This window comes from Caballeronia sp. (assembly GCF_028292365.1).
Classification (GTDB): Bacteria; Pseudomonadota; Gammaproteobacteria; order Burkholderiales; family Burkholderiaceae; genus Caballeronia.
This window is the reverse complement of the sequence record NZ_JAQGMM010000551.1, coordinates 1-16,522: the sequence shown is the minus strand read 5'-3', so window position 1 is coordinate 16,522 and position 16,522 is coordinate 1. Positions and strand designations below refer to the sequence as shown.

Annotated in this window: 16 protein-coding genes; 9 read left to right on the top strand and 7 right to left on the bottom strand. The window is 60.3% G+C overall.

The window, feature by feature from the left end:
• Positions 1-779, top strand: a 779-nt coding sequence (gene rhaS / locus JWR14_RS32375; protein ID WP_299717592.1) for a rhamnose ABC transporter substrate-binding protein, incomplete at its 5' end; no start/stop codon positions are given.
• Positions 780-972: 193 nt separating this feature from the next.
• Here the strand turns inward: rhaS and JWR14_RS32370 are convergent.
• From JWR14_RS32370 to JWR14_RS32350, 5 genes are all read right to left on the bottom strand, one after another.
• The gene (locus JWR14_RS32370; RefSeq protein WP_299717590.1) at positions 973-1,905 is read right to left on the bottom strand and encodes an FAD-binding protein; all 933 of its coding nucleotides are present in this window, start codon (positions 1,903-1,905) and stop codon (positions 973-975) included.
• A 2-nt stretch (positions 1,906-1,907) separates the two neighbouring features.
• On the bottom strand, positions 1,908-2,681 hold the full coding sequence (locus JWR14_RS32365) for an electron transfer flavoprotein subunit beta/FixA family protein (RefSeq protein WP_299717588.1): 774 nt from the start codon (positions 2,679-2,681) through the stop codon (positions 1,908-1,910).
• A gap of 29 nt (positions 2,682-2,710) precedes the next feature.
• Positions 2,711-3,898 carry an FAD-binding oxidoreductase gene (locus tag JWR14_RS32360; protein WP_299717586.1) on the bottom strand — a complete coding sequence of 396 codons (1,188 nt, stop codon included), beginning with the start codon at positions 3,896-3,898 and terminating at the stop codon, positions 2,711-2,713.
• Positions 3,899-4,049: 151 nt separating this feature from the next.
• Complete coding sequence (locus tag JWR14_RS32355; protein ID WP_299717584.1) at positions 4,050-4,442, bottom strand: RidA family protein; 393 nt, start codon at positions 4,440-4,442, stop codon at positions 4,050-4,052.
• A 332-nt stretch (positions 4,443-4,774) separates the two neighbouring features.
• Positions 4,775-5,377 carry an XRE family transcriptional regulator gene (locus JWR14_RS32350; RefSeq protein WP_299717582.1) on the bottom strand — a complete coding sequence of 201 codons (603 nt, stop codon included), beginning with the start codon at positions 5,375-5,377 and terminating at the stop codon, positions 4,775-4,777.
• Between the two features lie 223 nt (positions 5,378-5,600).
• On the opposite strand from JWR14_RS32350, the gene glnT reads away from it, so the two are divergent.
• Genes glnT through JWR14_RS32330 form a run of 4 tightly spaced genes read left to right on the top strand, consistent with a single transcriptional unit; the run spans position 5,601 to position 9,983 of the window.
• Positions 5,601-7,001, top strand: coding sequence for a type III glutamate--ammonia ligase (gene glnT, locus JWR14_RS32345; RefSeq protein WP_299717580.1), 1,401 nt, complete (start codon positions 5,601-5,603; stop codon positions 6,999-7,001).
• Positions 7,002-7,012: 11 nt separating this feature from the next.
• Positions 7,013-7,921: a class II glutamine amidotransferase gene (locus JWR14_RS32340; RefSeq protein ID WP_299717578.1), complete on the top strand. Its 909-nt coding sequence runs from the start codon at positions 7,013-7,015 to the stop codon at positions 7,919-7,921.
• On the top strand, positions 7,909-8,598 hold the full coding sequence (locus tag JWR14_RS32335; protein WP_299717576.1) for a protein glxC: 690 nt from the start codon (positions 7,909-7,911) through the stop codon (positions 8,596-8,598). Before JWR14_RS32340 ends, JWR14_RS32335 begins: the two co-directional genes overlap by 13 nt.
• A 26-nt stretch (positions 8,599-8,624) precedes the next feature.
• Positions 8,625-9,983: an FMN-binding glutamate synthase family protein gene (locus tag JWR14_RS32330; RefSeq protein WP_299717574.1), complete on the top strand. Its 1,359-nt coding sequence runs from the start codon at positions 8,625-8,627 to the stop codon at positions 9,981-9,983.
• A 28-nt stretch (positions 9,984-10,011) separates the two neighbouring features.
• On the opposite strand, the gene JWR14_RS32325 is transcribed toward JWR14_RS32330, so the two are convergent.
• Positions 10,012-10,917, bottom strand: a complete 906-nt coding sequence (locus JWR14_RS32325; protein WP_299717572.1) for a LysR family transcriptional regulator — start codon at positions 10,915-10,917, stop codon at positions 10,012-10,014.
• Positions 10,918-11,078: 161 nt separating this feature from the next.
• On the opposite strand from JWR14_RS32325, the gene JWR14_RS32320 reads away from it, so the two are divergent.
• The 4 genes from JWR14_RS32320 to JWR14_RS32305 all read left to right on the top strand — a co-directional run bounded on the left by JWR14_RS32320 (position 11,079) and on the right by JWR14_RS32305 (position 15,961).
• Complete coding sequence (locus JWR14_RS32320) at positions 11,079-12,494, top strand: M20 family metallopeptidase (protein WP_299717570.1); 1,416 nt, start codon at positions 11,079-11,081, stop codon at positions 12,492-12,494.
• Positions 12,491-13,777 (top strand): MFS transporter, encoded by a 1,287-nt coding sequence (locus tag JWR14_RS32315; protein WP_299717568.1) that lies wholly within the window; start codon positions 12,491-12,493, stop codon positions 13,775-13,777. Before JWR14_RS32320 ends, JWR14_RS32315 begins: the two co-directional genes overlap by 4 nt.
• Positions 13,778-13,807: 30 nt before the next feature.
• The gene (locus JWR14_RS32310) at positions 13,808-14,863 is read left to right on the top strand and encodes a serine hydrolase (protein WP_299717594.1); all 1,056 of its coding nucleotides are present in this window, start codon (positions 13,808-13,810) and stop codon (positions 14,861-14,863) included.
• Between the two features lie 105 nt (positions 14,864-14,968).
• Positions 14,969-15,961: a dienelactone hydrolase gene (locus tag JWR14_RS32305; protein ID WP_299717566.1), complete on the top strand. Its 993-nt coding sequence runs from the start codon at positions 14,969-14,971 to the stop codon at positions 15,959-15,961.
• 43 nt (positions 15,962-16,004) lie between these two features.
• On the opposite strand, the gene JWR14_RS32300 is transcribed toward JWR14_RS32305, so the two are convergent.
• Complete coding sequence (locus JWR14_RS32300) at positions 16,005-16,496, bottom strand: GNAT family N-acetyltransferase (RefSeq protein ID WP_299717564.1); 492 nt, start codon at positions 16,494-16,496, stop codon at positions 16,005-16,007.
• Between the last annotated feature and the right edge of the window lie 26 nt (positions 16,497-16,522).

Here is a 16,522-nt window from a genome sequence, read left to right as displayed (position 1 = left end):
CGCAGGTTCAGTACATCAATACGTTGATCACGCAGCGCCAGGACGCGATCGTGATTGCCGCGAACGATGCCAACGCGGTTGTTCCGTACCTGAAGAAAGCGATGGCGCAAGGCGTGAAGGTCGTCACGTTCGACTCGGATACCGCGCCCGACGGCCGTCAGATCTTCGTCAATCAGGCCAACTCGGAAGGGATCGGACGGGGACAGGTGCAGTTGATGTCAAAGCTGATAGGAGGCGAAGGTGAATTCGCCATTCTCTCCGCCACGCCGAACGCCACGAACCAGAACACCTGGATCAAGTGGATGGAGGACGAACTGAAGAAGCCGGAATACTCGAAGATGAAGCTGGTGAAGATCGCCTACGGTAATGACGACGACCAGAAGTCGTTTGTCGAAACGCAGGGTCTATTGCAGGCGTATCCGAACCTGAAAGGCATCATTTCCCCGACGACCGTGGGTATTGCAGCAGCGGCGCGTTATATCTCGACATCGCCGGCCAAGGGCAAGGTCATGGTGACCGGACTGGGTACGCCGAATCAGATGCGCGCGTTCATCAAGAACGGCACTGTGAAGGCGTTCCAGTTGTGGGATCCGGGTCAACTTGGTTACCTCGCGGCCTACGCGGCGGCTAACCTTGCTTCAGGTACGATCACGGGCAAGGAAGGCGATAGTTTCGACGCAGGCAAGTTGGGCAAGCGCACAGTGGGCAAAAGCGGCGAAGTCGTGCTTGGACCGCCGACCACGTTTGATTCTTCGAATATCGACAACTTCAATTTCTAGAGCGGAGTCTGTCGAAGAACGAAAACGTTGGTGGGAAGAAAAGCGTACTTGAAGGCCGGAGCCCAATCCTGGATTGGGCTCCGGCCTTTTTCGCACTGGGTAACAAAAAGAATATCCGGCTTACGCAGACCATCAAGCCAGGCAGCGATGCACTGACGCTCGTTTCTCGAAGCGTTCTTCAGAGAAGCCCCCTTCACAGGGCATCCCCCGTAGCGCGCGCGTGAGCTTCAAGCTCGCCCATGACATCGAAGAGATCGCCCACGATGCCGTAATCCGCCACTGAAAAAATCGGCGCATCCGGGTCCTTGTTCACGGCCACGATGATCTGCGAATCCTTCATGCCGGCCAGATGCTGGATCGCGCCGGAAATGCCGAACGCGAGATAGATATCGGGCGCCACTGTCTTGCCCGTTTGCCCGACCTGCGCAGCGTTGGGCGCATAACCCGCATCCACTGCCGCGCGCGAAGCGCCGAGCGCTGCTCCCATGTTGCGGGCCAACGCGCCGAGCTTGTCCATGTTTTCCTTCGATGCCAGTCCCCGACCTCCTGCGACCACAATCCGCGCGCTCGACAGATCGTGTCCACCTTGCGCAGCGGCCTGCCGATCGATCAGCACGGTCGCGGTGAACGGCGCGATGTAACCGAGCGCGACGATTGGCGCCGCACCGCCGGTGGCGCTTGCAGGCGCAAAAGAAGACGTTCGGAAAGTTGCGAAAAGCGTGGCGCTCGTACTTTCGACTGTCGCGACCACACTGCCCGCGTAAAGACCGCGCACGAAGCGCTGAGCTGTCACCACGCGCGTGATGTCCGCGAGAAACGCATTGCTGGTCAACGCAGCGGCTCGGGGAAGGGCCGCGCGTCCCGTTGTTCGGTGACTCGCTGCAATTAAAGAGTAATCCGAAGCAATGTGCTGAAGAAGATTGGCAAGTGTTTCCGGATTGGCTATGTCGTCCGATGCCAGCAGCACGCGCCCGACGCCGTCGATGCACGCAGCCGCATTCGCCATGGAAGGCGAAAACGTGAGCGCGTCCACCGGTACGCCGCGCTCACTGGCCGCCCTGATCACACGCAGGGTTGCGTCGGCGATCGCACCGTCTTCCCATTCTGCTACGACAAGACTTCTCATAGTCATGCTCCCACGTTTTGAAGTAACCGCCCGCTGCCGATGGCGCCAAGCAGTGCGGCGGTATCGGCGACTTTGATGCCGGGCTGACGGACCGCTGGCTCGGCTATCTCCATGATTCGTATTTGTGTGTCGAGAGTGACGTTGAATGTGGTGGCATCAAGCGTGCGCAGCGGCTTTTGTTTTGCCTTCACGATGCTCGGCAACGTGACACGACGGGGTTCGGCCAGCCGCAGGTCCGCACTGATCACGCCATGCCCGTCAAGGCGCCAGGTAGCCGTGCCAGCGTCGTCGCCGCAGGTGACGAGCCAACCGCTTCCGGTAGCTTCCATAGCGGATGCGTTGAGCGCTTGCGGCCAGCCGAGCAACCCGGCGAGCATTGCTGCAACGCCGCCGATGTCGTCATCGATCGCCTGCTTGCCACACAGCACGAGACCGTAGGCATCGGATTCGGTATCGGCGGTGATGAACGCATGCAGCAGACGCGCGATGCCAAGCGAGTCCGGCGAAGCATTGGCTGTGTCGATCAGCACGGCGTTGTCCGCGCCCATCGCCAGTGCGGTGCGCAGCACATCCTGACAAACGGGCTGGCCGCATGTGAGCACGGTTACGCTCGACGCCACGCCGGCTTCGCGCAGACGCAGCGCTTGTTCGACCGCACATTCGTCGAACGGGTTAAGCGACATCTTGAGGCCTGCTGTATCAACACTGCCTGCGGAGCCGATGCGAACGCGCACGTTGGCATCGACGACCCGTTTCACGGGGACGAGAATCTTCATGGTCATCTGAGGGGCTAACGTTGGAGTGATCAGGACACCGCGCCTGAGCCGTATTTGCCGATCAGCAGCGCGCCGCTCGCGAAACGATCGAGCGCGTACGGCGAGAGCGAGACATCGGTGGTTTGGCCTAGCGCGTGCTGCGCGAGTATCTTGCCGATTCCCGGCGACAACTTGAAGCCGTGCCCGGAGAAGCCGAATCCGACCGTCAGTCCTTCTATGTCACCAACCGATCCGAGCACAGGGTTCCAGTCCGGCGTGACGTCGTACACCCCGGTCCACGATGAAGCGAGCCCAGCTGTTTCGTATGTGGGAAAACGTTCTGCAACCTGCGCACCGACTTCGCCGACATAGTCGAGGGAGATATCGCCTTGTTCAGTCTCGGGGGCGTTCAGCGTTTCGCCGACTACGCCTTCGGACACCAGCATCTGGCTGCCGCCGTAGCTCCGGAAATACAGCATGCCCGGCGAGCCGAGATCCTTGAAGGCTGGCATGCTGAATGTGTAGGGCGCAACATTGCACTCCAGAGCGAGCACCGTGTGGCGTTCCGGCTTGACGGGCAACGGCACGCCGATCCACCCGGCGAGCTCCGGCGTCCAGATATTCTGCGTGCTGAGCAGCATGCCGCAACTGAACGTTCCGGCGGACGTTTGAACGCCGGTCACCCGGCGGCCATCACGCACGAGACCGGTCACGGTCGTGTTTTCCATGAACTTCACACCGCGCCGGCGAGCCGAGCGCGCGAAACCGGTTGCGACCAGATAAGCATCGGCGAAACCCGCCTCGGGTTCGTAGCCGATCAATGCAGCATCGTCGAATTGAGCGATCGGCAAACGCTCGCGGGCTTCGGCCCTTGAGAGCAGTTGTACTTCGATCCCCATGCCCTGCTGCGCGTCGAGCGAAGCTCGCAGCGGCGCGAGCTTGTCGCCTTCCGGAGCGCAAATCATATAACCGCATTTCACGAGACCGCACGAGCCTTCGTCGTCATCCACGTAAGCCGCAAAGTTATTGAACGCGTGCCACGACGAACGCGCGAGCTCCACGTTCTGCCGCACGGAATAGTGCGTGCGCAATAACCCCGACGATTGCGACGTCGTGCCGGCTCCGATCGTGCCGCGATCCAACACCAACACGCTTTTGGCGCCGAGCGTAGCGAGATGATGGGCAACTGACGCGCCGATGACCCCGGCGCCGATCACGATGACGTCGTAATGGCTCATGCTACTTCCTGAAAGAAGATCGATGAGCGGATTTTAAGGAGAGGAAATGCTAAGTCGCTTTGTATTAAGAAAACTTATGCAGAGCGAGCGGATTGCTGCAGACTTCTGGCTTAAGCCGCATCCTTGTTACGGTGCGGCGGGAGCAAGAGGTTTAAACGGCCGCGATGCAATCAATCTCGATGTCAAACTTTCCTGCCCATGCGGGAACGCAGACGAAGATTCGAGCCGGCGGGTCTTGGGGAAAGTAGCGTACGTAGACCTCGTTAATGGCCGCAAACTTCTCGACCGACGTGCAATACACATTGCACTTCAAGACGTTCTCCAACGACGACCCCGCTGTTTCGAGGCAAAGCTTCATTTGCTCAAGAGCAAGCTCGGTCTGGCGCTCGATCGAAGCGATGATTACCTCGCCGGTGTCAGGATCGAACGGAGGAAGCCCCGAAACATACAGGGTATCGCCATGACGCGTCATGACGGAAGCTGGCGCTTTCCATCTTTCCAGATACGAGGAAAGGGGCTCGACGCGGATGATTTGCCTTTTCATTGGAATGCTCCTGCAGCGGGGGGTCTCGGATGGAAGCAGATTACCCCCGGCCTGGCAACGAATGTTTCAGCCTGTAATGAAATGAGAATTCCGCAGACAGCGCGAACATAGCTCAGGTTTGTTACGCGCTTTGCATAAGTACCTGTGATGAACTTTATAAGCAGGGCACCCGGCAGCGTGCGTCGACGCACCAAGCACGGAAAACAGCGCACCGCCGTAAGGCGGTCCCGTTTCCCCGCAGCGCCATTCACATGACCCCTCACGTTTGCCAGATGGTTTCCTGTCATGAACTTTTAGTTCTTAAAGGGAAACGTGGCACGATCGTTGCATTGCTATTCCGCAGCGGGCGGCGGATACAGGATGATCGACAGAAATTGAATCGGCATCTTGATGAGCTTCTCCGGACCGTGCGGAACATCGCCCTGGAACGTGAGCGTGTCGCCCGGATGCAGGACGTAGGTTTCCTGGCCGTGCCGGTATTCAATCACGCCTTTCAGCATGTGGATGAATTCGGTGCCCGGATGTTCGAAGATCGGGAATCTTTCCGCTTCGTCATCCATGGTGATGAGGAATGGTTCGAAGAGTTTCCTGGGGCCCTGGTCATAGGCGAGCAGATGGTAGGTATGTCCGCGCTTCGTGCCCTTGCGGACCACCTCCATTCCGGCCCCTTTCTTGACGAACTGGGCACCACCGCCGGGCGTGTCGTAGTTGCGAAACAGGGCCGACATTGACACGCCGAGGGCTTGGGCAATGCGGTTGAGAACATCGAGGCCGGTCGAGGTCTGAGCATTTTCGATCTTCGACAGCATGCCGCGACTGATGCCGGCCTGTTCGCAAACCTGGGCAATGGTCAAGCCATGGCGTTGGCGAAGTTCGCGGATGGTCGCGCCAAGGTAGTGCTCAAGCGGATTCTTGCGGTCATCCTCGGTTTGCATTGCACGCCTCATGAGAAAACGGCAGGTTAGCAGATCAGGTGGGGTAGGTACGCGCCTGATGTTTCATGTCATGAATTATTGTTGCATATCAATAAATTCATGCACATACTTCGAACTTGCTTGGCGGCGCCGGGGACGGGTGACTTTCGAGTGGGTCGTAATCGGGCCGTGCAAAACAGGGCACGGTTTTTTCAACCAACGATAGACGATGCAAGGAGTCACGATGAACCTGAACGATGGCGGCAACGCGCCGGTCGCGGAGCTTGGCACCGAACTTGGCACGGTCCCGCGCTTTGAATCCGCGCAGGATGCGCAAAGCTGGCTCGTGCAACAAGGCGTGAAATACGTGTTGGCGCAGTTCGTCGATATTCATGGCGTGGCCAAGGCCAAGTCCGTGCCGGTTGCACACCTCAACAGCATCCTCACCGCGGGTGCCGGGTTCGCGGGGTTCGCGATCTGGGGCGTGGGCATCGAGCCGAACGGACCGGACTTCATGGCGGTCGGCGATCTCTCCACGCTCACCACCGTGCCATGGCAAAGCGGTACGGCGCGCATTGTCTGCGAGGGCCATGTCAAAGGGGAGCCCTGGGCTTACGACGCGCGCGTGACGCTTAAAAAGCAGATAGCGCGGCTGACGGAGCGAAAATGGACCTTGTTTACGGGGCTTGAACCGGAGTTCTCGCTGCTCAAGCGTTCAGTGTCGGGTGCGATCGAACCATGCGACGCCAGCGATACGCTCGCCAAGCCGTGCTACGACTACAAGGGTTTATCACGTACCCGCGCGTTCCTGGAAAAGCTCACCGAGTCGATGCGCGCGGCGGGTATCGATGTCTATCAAATCGATCACGAGGACGCGAACGGCCAGTTCGAAATCAACTATACGTACACGGATTGCCTGACCTCCTGCGATCACTATGTGTTCTTCAAGATGGCAGCCTCCGAGATCGCAAACGAGATGGGTTTGATCTGCTCGTTCATGCCCAAGCCGTTCGCGAACCGCCCAGGCAATGGCATGCACATGCACATGTCGATTGGCGATGGCGTGAGCAATCTTTTCTCAGACAAAAGCGATCCGTCGGGCATGGGCTTGTCGAAGCTTGCCTATCAATTCACGGCAGGTTTGCTGGCTCACGCACCGGCGCTCACTGCACTGTGCAACCCGACCGTGAACTCATACAAGCGGCTGGTGGTCGGCCGTTCGCTGACCGGCGCAACCTGGGCGCCGGCGTATATCAGCTACGGCGACAACAATCGCTCGACCATGGTGCGGGTGCCAGGCGAGCGTATTGAACTGCGCCTGCCCGACGGCGCATGCAATCCGTATCTCGCGACGGCCGCGGTGATTGCAGCGGGCCTCGACGGGGTGGAACGCGAATTGTCTCCCGGCGCACCGGCGAATGAAAACCTTTACGAGTGGTCGCCGGCGAAGCTGCGGGAACATGGCATAGGCGTGTTGCCGCAGAACCTTGAGCACGCGCTGGACGCACTTGAAAGCGACCGCCTGATCTGCGACGCGCTGGGTCCTGTCGCCGATGAATTCCTCAAGCTCAAGCGGATGGAATGGCTCGAATACATGCGGCATGTGTCGGATTGGGAAATGAAGAGCTATCTGGAATTTTTCTGAGGAGAAGCACGATGTGCGGAATCGTAGGTTTGCTGGTGAAAACGCCGGCACTGCGTGAACAGCTTGGGGCGTTGATGGTGCCCATGCTGATCGGCATGACCGAACGCGGCCCCGACTCGGCCGGCTTGGCCGTATTCGGCCAGCCGCTGGACGAGGGCAAGCGAAAGCTCAGCCTGTATTCAGGATTTACCCCTGAAGGTGACCGCTTCGACTGGAGCGGGCTGACGGCTGCATTGAACGGCGCCATGAAGGTGGACGCGCGGGTGGACGTGCAAGGCAATCACGCGATCCTGACCGTGCAGGGGGACCCGGACGCCGTCAAGACCTGGCTGCGCACCGCGTTTCCGAAGGTGTACTTACTCTCCACCGGACGTTCCATCGATCTGTACAAGGACATCGGTACGCCGGCACAGGTTGCCGCGCGCTACGACTTTGCGAACCTGAAGGGCTCGCATCTCGTGGGCCATACACGCATGGCCACCGAGTCGGCGGTCACGCCGGATCGCGCGCATCCGTTCACGGCCGGAGAAGATTTTTGCCTGGTGCATAACGGCTCGCTGTCGAACCCCTATGGCGTACGCCGGATGCTCGAACCGCAAGGCATTCACTTCGATACCGACAACGACACCGAAGCCGCCTGCCGCTTTCTCGAATGGCGGCTGCGCGAAGGCGACGAACTGCCGGAAGCGCTGCAAAAGGGCTTCGAGGAGCTCGACGGTTTCTACACCTTCCTGATGGGAACATCGACGGAACTGGCATTGATTCGCGACCCCTTTGCCTGCAAGCCCGCGGTCGTGGCGGAGACCGATGACTATGTCGCGATAGCATCGGAATTCCGGTCGCTGGCGCACTTGCCCGATATCAAGCATGCCAAAGTGTTTGAACCTGCACCCGAGGAGATGTACGTATGGAAAGCGTGATCTTTGACCTGGAGACAGCGACGGTCCGCGAGGTCAACCAGTTTCTTCACGGTGCGCCCGAGACGCTCGAGGGCCGGCAGGTGACGGTCGTTTCGCCGAACGGCGCTCACAATCTGGCGGTCGGCGTGGATGCCCCGGTTCAGGTCCTGATTGACGGACACGCCGGCTACTACGCGGGCGGCATGAACAAACACGCGACGATCATCGTGGACGGCAGCGCCGGTACGGGTGTCGCGGAAAACATGATGAGCGGCAAGGTTCACGTGAAGGGTTTCGCGTCGAATGGCGCGGGCGCATCGGCACATGGCGGCTTGCTCGTGATCGACGGCGATGCCGGCCTGCGTTGCGGAATTTCGCTTAAAGGCGGCGACATCGTGGTCGGCGGGTCGGTGGGAAGCTTCTCGGCCTTCATGGCGCAGGCGGGCCGCATGGTGATTTGCGGCGACGCAGGCGACGCCCTTGGCGACTCCCTCTACGAAGCAGTGCTCTACGTGCGGGGCTCGGTGAAGTCGCTAGGTGCGGACGCGCAATACGAAGAGATGACCGACACCGATGTCTCGGCTGTTCGCGACTTGCTGAAAGCGGCGGGGCTGAATCACGATCCGATGTCGTTCAAACGTATAGCCTCGGCACGCACCCTCTACCACTGGAACGCCGACGCGAACCAGGAATATTGATAGTCCGTTCTCCTGAGAAGGTCCCCATGGAAGCCAAACCGGTTCATTTCGCCCGGCTGCAGCAAGAAGAGTCAGCAGGTTATGACCGCAGCACAATCGACTATATCCACACCGCAGCACAGCGCGGCCTGTACGAAATTCGCGGACTGGGTGCGAAGCGTAAAGTCCCGCATTTCGACGACTTGCTGTTTCTCGGCGCATCGCTTTCGCGTTATCCGCTTGAGGGCTATCGCGAGAAATGCGTGACAAGGACCGTGCTCGGCACGCGCTTTGCAAAGAAGCCCATCGTGCTGGATATCCCGATCACGATTGCAGGGATGAGTTTCGGCGCGCTCTCGGCCAATGTGAAAGAAGCGCTGGGGCAGGCCGCCACCGCGATGGGCACGTCGACCACGACCGGCGATGGAGGCATGACGCAGGAAGAGCGTCGCTCGTCCAAGACACTGGTCTACCAGTGTCTGCCGTCACGCTATGGCTGGAATCCCGACGACGTGCGTCGTGCCGATGCAATAGAAGTGGTGATCGGGCAGGGCGCGAAGCCGGGCGGCGGCGGCATGCTGCTCGGGCAGAAAGTCAACCCGCGCGTGGCTGCCATGCGTACACTTCCGGCCGGCATCGACCAGCGTTCAGCGAGCCGTCATCCCGACTGGACCGGTCCCGACGACCTCGCGATCAAGATCCAGGAGCTGCGCGAGATCACGGATTGGGAAAAGCCGATCTATGTGAAGGTCGGTGCAACGCGCACCTTTAACGACGTGAAGCTCGCCGTCCATGCGGGCGCTGATGTAGTCGTGATCGATGGCATGCAGGGCGGCACCGCGGCGACTCAGACGTGTTTTATCGAGAACGTTGGCATTCCGACGCTGGCGGCTGTCCGTCAGGCGGTGGACGCGCTTGAAGACCTGAACATGAAGGGGCAAGTGCAACTGATCGTGTCGGGCGGAATTCGCACGGGCGCCGACATTGCAAAGGCGCTGGCGATGGGCGCGGATGCGGTGGCGATCGGGCAAGGCATGTTGATGGCGCTAGGCTGCAACAGCGATACGTATTTCCAGCACGGCGGCTTGCATTCGGCAGCGGCCGACTATGCAGCGCTGGGCACGTCGGCGGGTTTTTGCCATCACTGCCATACCGGCAAATGCCCGGTTGGCGTCACGACCCAGGACACCTTGCTGGAGCAGCGCGTGCAGCCGGAAGAAGGGTCACGCCGGGTACGCAATTATCTTAAGACGTTGAACATGGAACTGACGACGATCGCCCGGGCTTGCGGCAAGCAGAATGTCCATCATCTGGAGCCTGAAGATCTGGTGGCGCTGACGGTCGAAGCAGCGGCGATGGCGCGGGTGCCGTTGGCCGGTACCTCATGGATTCCGGGTTTGACGTGAGTAATACATCAATCCACATCAATCGACATCAGTCGAGACACGAGGGATCTTGAATAGTCGTTATCAGCAGTTCAAGAAATGCTGCCACGGCCTTGGGTAACGTACGCCCTGCCATGGTCTGAACCTGAAGTGTCCGCTGATGCAATTCCGGATTGCTGATGGGCACGGCCGCCAGGTTGTCCGGCTTGAGGCGGCTGCGCACTGTCAGGAGGCCGACGAGCGTGACCGCTTTCGTTAGCTGTACAAAGGTCTGCAGTGCGCTGCCATAGTTGCTGACGAACACAGGTTCGAAGGTCAAGCCTTCCAGGCTGCAGGCAATATCAAATAATTGTCTGACGGTTACGCCCTCGTCATAGATTGCAAGCGGCCACGGTTTCAGGTCCGCGAGCGAGACGGACTTACGCTGCGCCAACGGATGGTCTTGCGCGACCAGCGCAAAGATCGGCGCACGCTGCGCGTAATGCACGTTGACGTCCTTCTCGGGCGCGACGCTGAAACACACGGCAATGTCGGCGGTGCCGTCACGTACCCGTTGCGTGGCTTCTGTCGGCGCGTTCACATCGAGCTGGAAATGCGCCGCTGGCCAGGTCTTCAGGAAATGCACGAACACCTGCGGCAAGAAATCCCGGGCTACGCCTTCGGAACTCGATACACGGATCGTGGCACGACGGTCCGTCGTCAAGCCTCTTATCTCCTCGGTCACCCGATCCTGCTCCATCAGGCTGCGATGCGCGTGCGCCGCCAGGAGGCGTCCCGCCTCGCTCAGCACCATGCCTCGCGGCCGCCGCTCGAATAGCGGCACGCCCATCTCGTCCTCCAGCTTTGCAATCTGCCGGCTCAGTGCCGAGACGGCGACGAACAGGCGCTCGGACGCTTTGCTCAGCGATCCGCTTCGGGCGACTTCCAGGAAATAACGCAGCGCGGTGGTTTGCATGACGCATGCCTTGTAGGAGCTTTGCCGTTTCGGCAACGGAAACTGCCAAATATTGTCATTGTCCATAAATATCGGCGGTATCAAGATCGCGTCATCGCTTTCCCTGAGCAGAAGAACCAGAAGAACCAACGCCTTTGACGTCCTTCATCGGAGATAAATAAGTGACACGCGAGTCTGCTATTCAAGCTGCGGCCGATCTGTACGATTCCGGCATCTTTCTCGAAGACCTGCGTCGCCGCGTGGCCATGCGAACTGAAAGCCAGGAGCCGGAAAGCGGTCCTTTGCTAAGCGCATATCTCAACGAGGAGATGGCGCCCGCGCTGGCCGAACTCGGTTTCACCTCCAGGGTGATCGGCAATCCCGCGAAGGGTGGAGGGCCGTTCCTGGTCGCTCATCGCCACGAAGGCGACGACCTGCCGACGGTCCTGACCTACGGGCATGGCGACGTTGTACGGGGCTACGACGCGCAGTGGCGCGATGGGTTGTCGCCGTGGCAAGTCACGGTTGCAGGCGATCACTGGTACGGACGCGGCACCGCTGACAACAAAGGCCAGCACAGCATTAACCTGGCCGCGCTCAAGGCCGTGCTCGATGCACGGGGCGGGCGGCTCGGCTTCAACTTGAAGCTGCTGGTCGAAACCGGCGAGGAGGTGGGCTCACCCGGCCTGCATGCTGTGTGCGGGATGCTTCGCGACGAATTGAGCGCCGACGTATTGATTGCCTCCGACGGCCCGCGTCTGGGCGCGGCGCATCCGACGATCTTCCTCGGTTCACGCGGCGTGATCAACTTCAAGCTCGATGTCAACCTGCGCGAAGGCGGCCATCATTCGGGCAACTGGGGCGGCTTGTTGCGCAATCCCGGCGTGGTGTTGGCCAGCGCGATTGCGTCGATGGTCGATGCCAACGGGCGCATTCTCGTTGAAGGCATCAGGCCACCGGAAGTGCCGCAAGCGGTGCGGCGCGCGCTGGAGGGTATTAGCGTCGGCGGCAATCCGGGCGAGCCGGATGTCGACACGGATTATGGCGAACCCGGTCTCACGCCGGCTGAACGCGTGTTCGGCTGGAACAGCATGGAGGTGCTCGCGTTCCGGACCGGCAATCCCGAGAAGCCGGTCAATGCAATCCCACCGCACGCATTCGCCTACATGCAGATCCGCTTCGTGGTTGGTACGGACTGGAAAAATCTCGAGCAGATCGTGCGTCGTCATCTGGATGAACGAGGCTTCGGGATGGTCGCCGTCGAGGTGGACCGGGGCACGCCCGCCACGCGTGTGGACCCCGATAACGCCTGGGTGCAATGGGCCGTGCGTTCGCTCAGGCAGACCACCGGCCGTGCGCCAGTACTCCTGCCGAACCTGGGGGGCACGCTGCCCAACGATGTCTTTGCGGAAATACTGGGCATGCCCACGTTATGGGTGCCGCATTCGTACCCCGGTTGCTCGCAGCATGCCCCTGACGAGCATCTGCTTGGAACGGTCGTGCGCGAGGGGCTGTGCATCATGGCCGGGTTGTTCTGGGATCTCGGCCAACCCGGTCAACATGAGCGCCCCGCCTTCGAGCGGAGGAGTGCGCGATGAGCACCGACACCGTCGCCACCGTTTTGCCCACAGCACGACGACATGCCAGCATCTACAGGCTGATCGTCGCGACATCCATAGGTAATGCGCTCGAGTTCTACGACCTCGTGGTCTATGGCTACTTTGCGTCGACGTTATCGAAACTGTTCTTTCCGACCACCGATAAAACCGTGTCGTTGCTGCTGACGCTCGGTACTTTTGCTCTGTCGTATCTTGCACGGCCCGTGGGTGCGTTCGTGCTGGGCTCGTACAGCGACCGCAAGGGCCGCAAGGCGTCACTAACACTTTCCATAGCCATGATGACGCTGGGCACCGGCATGGTCGCGCTGATGCCAGGCTACGCAACCATTGGCGTGCTTGCGCCCATCGGCATCTTCGCGTCGCGGCTGTTGCAGGGATTTTCAGCGGGTGGCGAGTTCGGCAGTTCGACGGCTTTTCTCACCGAGCACGCGCCTGCGCGCAGCGGTTTCATGGCGAGCTGGCAGTTCGCGAGCCAGGGCGCTAGCGTACTGGTTGCATCGGCGTTCGGCGCGGTGTTGACGAGCACGCTGACGCCTGCGCAACTCGAAGGCTGGGGTTGGCGCATCCCGTTCCTGTTCGGCATGCTGATCGGCCCGGTGGGCTGGTATATCCGCCGGCATGTCGATGAAACGCCCGAGTTCGAACGCACGGAACGCTCCGCATCGCCCATTCGCGAAGTGATGGCTACGCAGAAGGAGCGGCTGCTGGTGTGCATCGGTTCGCTGGTGCTGACGACGACGGCTAACTACATGCTGCTCTATATGCCGACGTATGCAAGCAGGCAGCTTGGGCTTGCGCCATCGTATGGATTTATCGCGACGCTGGCAGCGGGTTTTATCGTGATGGTGTTGACGCCGATGGTCGGCCATTGGTCCGACAAAGTGGGCCGCACGCGCATCATGCTCGGTGCGGGATCGGTGTTTTTCCTGACCATCTATCCCGCGTTCGTGTACATGAATGCGCATCCCTCGCTACTCACATTGCTGGCCGCGATTATCTGGGTCGCAGTCCTTAAGGCCATCTATTTCGCGCCCATTCCCGCGTTGATGTCGGACCTGTTTCCGGTGCGTACGCGGACCACCGGCATGGCGGTGGGCTACAACGTGGGGACGACTGTCTTCGGCGGTTTCACGCCGCTCGCGGTTGCTTCGCTGATTGCAGTCACCGGCAATAACCTGGCGCCCGGCCTTTATTTGATGCTCGCGGCCATCATCAGTCTCTTCACGCTTATGTGGGCGCGAACGCGCCTGAAAGTGCATTAACCGTTGGATGAACTACTGGACATGACCGATATGAAGGATTTGCAGCGAGCCATACAGTTTTCGATAGATCATGAATCGCTCTGGGACCGCCATGTGGATGGCGCGTGGGGCGTGCATGTGAATGATCCGCCGCCGTGGAACCGGCTGTTGGGTCCCGTGCATGATCGCGGTCCGGTTTCCGGCGCGATTTCCGTCGATGGCCGGGTGCTGACGACGTGGGGAGAACCGGATCGCGCCGACCTGACGTTCAGCATTGCCAAGACCTACCTCGCGCTGCTGGCGGGCGTGGCGTTTGATCGCGGCTTGCTGCCGAATGTGAGCGAGCCGGTGCATATACGCGCACCGGGTATCGGTTTCGACGATGAGCACAATGCCCGCATTACATGGGCGCATTTGCTTCAACAAACCAGTGAATGGCGAGGCGAGTGTTTCGGACTGTCGGACCAGGCGGACCATTTTCGTGCAGTGACGTTTGGCCGTGCGCCCGATGGCAAGAAGGGCGACCTGCGGCGGGTGCAGGCACCGGGAACGTACTGGGAATACAACGACGTCCGCATCAACCAGTTTTCATTGGCGCTGCTGCATTTGTTTGGCCGACCGTTGCCCGAGGTATTTCGCGAGGCGATCATGCAGCCGCTTGGCGCCAGTGAGGACTGGCGATGGGTGGGGTATGACAACGCATGGGTCGAACTCAACGGGCAGCGCATGCAGTCGGTCCCGGGCGGAACACACTGGGGTGGCGGCCTGTCGATCAGCGCGAACGATCAGCTCAAGGTCGCGCGTCTTTTTGTCGATGACGGGAAAGTGGATGGGCGCCGCATCATCTCGCGCGAATGGCTCGCGCGTATGAAAACGCCTTGTGCACTTGCGCCGTATTACGGTTATCTGGTGTGGCTCAATCATGAACGCCGCGTGTTTCCGAGCGTACCGGCGTCGAGCTACTTTGGGATTGGCGCGGGGAGTGCGTTCACATGGATCGAACCCGAGCGGAAGATGGCGGTGGTGGTCCGCTGGCTGAATTCCGCTCACGCCGATGAGTTCTTCGGGCTGGTGTTGAAGGCGGTTGATGGGGTAGTGGGCCGTTGAAGACGAGAGGTCAGTGAACCAGCTGGCTAGCGTGGCGACACGTTCCAGTTTGCCGTGCACACTCAATATCGTACGATCTGGGCGACGACAACAAGGGAGAATGCCGTGAGACTCGTCGCCGTGATCGCCGCCTTGTTTTCAATGCTTACACTGGTTGCTTCTCCGGCTCGCGCTGCAGATGTCGGCTTCCAGGAGGTGAAGATAGCGAATGGCGCGGAGCCGCCGCTAACGGCCGGGATCTGGTATCCGACCGACGCATCCGCAACCCCGCATTCCTTGGGAGACGTCACCCAGACTGTGGCGCTCGATGGTCCGCTTGCCGGCCGTGGCCTGTCGCTTATTGTGATGTCCCATGGCGGGGGCGGGTGGTACGACGGTCACTACGATACGGCGCTTGCTCTCGCTCACGCCGGCTTCGTGGTCGCGGCCGTCAGTCACGCCGGCGATACCTTCAATGACCAGAGCCGGGTCTTGCAACTGTGGCGCCGTCCCGCTCAGCTTCATCGGCTGGTGGACTACATGCTTGACGAATGGCCTTCGCATGCGCGGCTGGATGCGGCCCGCGTCGGTGCATTCGGTTTTTCCAACGGCGGGTTTACTGTGCTCGTGGCCGCAGGCGGGATCCCGGATCTTTCGAAGATCTCCCCGTATTGCGAGGCCCACCCGGATCATGACTTGTGCGAGGCCCTGAAGCATGCAGGCGTCGATCCTCATTTGGGCACGAAGATTCCTGCCAGCGCATGGATCCACGATTCGCGCATCAAGGCCGTGGTTATCGCTGCGCCTGCATTCGGCTTCGCCTTCGGTCGTGCGGGCTTGAGCAGCGTGCACGCTCCCATCCAGCTCTGGCGGGCAGCCAACGACAGTCATCAGCCGCATCCTTACTATGAGGAGGCGATACGCGCCGACCTGCCTCAAGACCCCGACTATCACGTGGTCGCCAACGCCGGTCATTACGATTTTCTGCCGCCTTGCGATGCGCGCCTGTCGGGGAAAATGCCGGACCTTTGCAACAGCGCGCCGGGTTTTAATCGTGCGGCGTTCCATGCGCAATTCAACGCCGACGTGGTGCGTTTTTTCGCGGCGACGCTGCGATAGGAAACGCTCGTCTCTCATGCATCAGCATGAGATCCAACGGCCACTAAACTACCCGCTCTTTCACGAGCGGTACTTCTGCTGAAGGACTGTCCACCGGATACGCATAGTGGCAATAACCGTCGTTGTCGTGCGTATAGATAAAGCCCGCTCCTTCGTAAAGAGTCCGCGCCGGATTGTCTGGCTTCGCACCCAGCGTGAGCGTAGCGAAACCTTGCGCGCGCGCGTCGGCTATGAACTCGCCCAGGAGTCGCCGACCGAGTCCGGCGCGGCGCCTTGCACCCTGGACGTAAATCGACGCGAGTATCGCGGTGTTGCCATGTGCCTCCCAGAAGCAGTACCCGCTAGCCTCCCCATTACATTCTGCAATGAACATGCGCTCGAGGTTGCTGGTCCATTGCTGGATGTGCCAGTACAGTCCACCGCTCCAGCGCACCTCCTGCTCTGGCTCGATCTGACGAATATAGTCGAGCTCGCCGGCATATATCGAGGGGAGGTCAGTAGCACGGGCGCGACGAATTGAATACAGGTCTGTCATCGTTTGGAAAGGTGCAATAAGTTAAG